The following is a 1225-nucleotide window of genomic DNA, read 5'->3' as shown; positions in this document are numbered from 1 at the left end:
GACGCTCGCGCTGAACCTGTACACGCAGGGCGTCGATCCGGGCCTCGATTTCTCGCAGATCAACGAAGTCGCGCGCACGTCCGAGGAGTGCACGCAGTTGCCGGTCCACCCGCGTCATCCGTATGTCGGCGACCTCGTGTTCACCGCGTTCTCCGGCTCGCACCAGGACGCGATCAAGAAGGGCTTCGCGGTACAGCGCGCCGACACCGTATGGGAAGTGCCGTACCTGCCGATCGATCCGAACGATCTCGGCCGCACGTACGATTCGATCATTCGCGTGAACAGCCAGTCGGGCAAGGGCGGCATCGCGTACCTGCTCGAACAGGGCTATGGCGTCGCGCTGCCGCGCCGCATGCAGGTCGATTTCAGCGCGGCCGTGCAGCGCCTGACCGACGAGAGCGGGCACGAGGTGACGAGCGCGCAGATCTGGGCGCTGTTCCAGCAGGAATACGTCGAAAGCGACACGCCGCTGCGTTACGTCAGCCATGAGCTGACCGAGCGCGACGGCCGCGAGACGATCGTGCTGACCGCCGACGTGCACGGCGAGCGCCGCGTGCTGCGTGGGGAAGGCAACGGCCCGCTCGACGCGCTGATGCATGCATTGCACACGCCGCTGCGGATCCAGCATTACGAGGAACGCGCGCTGTCGCAGGGCGCCGATGCGAAGGCGATCGCGATCGCCGAGCTGGCCGGTACGGGCGTGCGCGGCAGCGCGTTCGGTGTCGGCGTCGATGCGAACCTGACGACGGCGTCGATTCGTGCGGTGATCAGCGGCGTGAACCGCGCGTATGCCCGTGCGGATGAAGTTGTGCAGGCAACCTTCTTTGCCGGACAGCCGGCGGTGCAGGCCGTCGCATAAGCGGGTCGAAACCCGGGCGGCAGGGCCGGCCCGGGTTTTCCTTTCAGATCACGGCGTGCGCGTGCGCGCCGTCAGGGCAGCAGCCCGAGCATCGCGGCCTTGGTGGCCGCATGCGTCTTGTTCATCGCGTCGAGCTTCACGACGGCGTTCTGCAGGTGGAACTTCACCGTCCGCTCCGCGATCCCGAAGATCATCCCGATCTCGTAGGCCGTCTTGCCGTCGGCCGTCCACGCCAGTACCTCGCGCTCGCGCAGCGTCAGCCCGGTGCCGACCGGCGCGATCGGATCGGCGAGGCGCGGCATCAGGTATGCGTGCGCCGCATGCGCGAGGCTCGCGCAGGGTGCGCGCAATCGCGAGATTTCATCC

The 1225-nt window shown here is 67.6% G+C and carries 2 protein-coding genes; one reads left to right on the top strand and one right to left on the bottom strand.

Going from position 1 to position 1225, the window contains the following annotated elements; translation table 11 throughout:
• A partial coding sequence (locus tag JMF90_RS37725; protein WP_305790778.1) for an alpha-isopropylmalate synthase regulatory domain-containing protein occupies nucleotides 1–859 on the top strand: 859 nt, incomplete at its 5' end.
• 71 nt (nucleotides 860–930) lie between these two features.
• Here JMF90_RS37725 and JMF90_RS37720 read toward each other — a convergent pair.
• Nucleotides 931–1225: helix-turn-helix domain-containing protein (locus tag JMF90_RS37720; RefSeq protein WP_201326409.1), on the bottom strand; the 295-nt coding region annotated here is incomplete at its 5' end.

Source organism: Burkholderia sp. E168m23 (genome assembly GCF_016586125.1).
Classification (GTDB): domain Bacteria; phylum Pseudomonadota; class Gammaproteobacteria; order Burkholderiales; family Burkholderiaceae; genus Burkholderia; species Burkholderia orbicola.
Note: the sequence above shows the minus strand (reverse complement) of the source record. Positions and strands in the feature narration are given on the sequence as shown.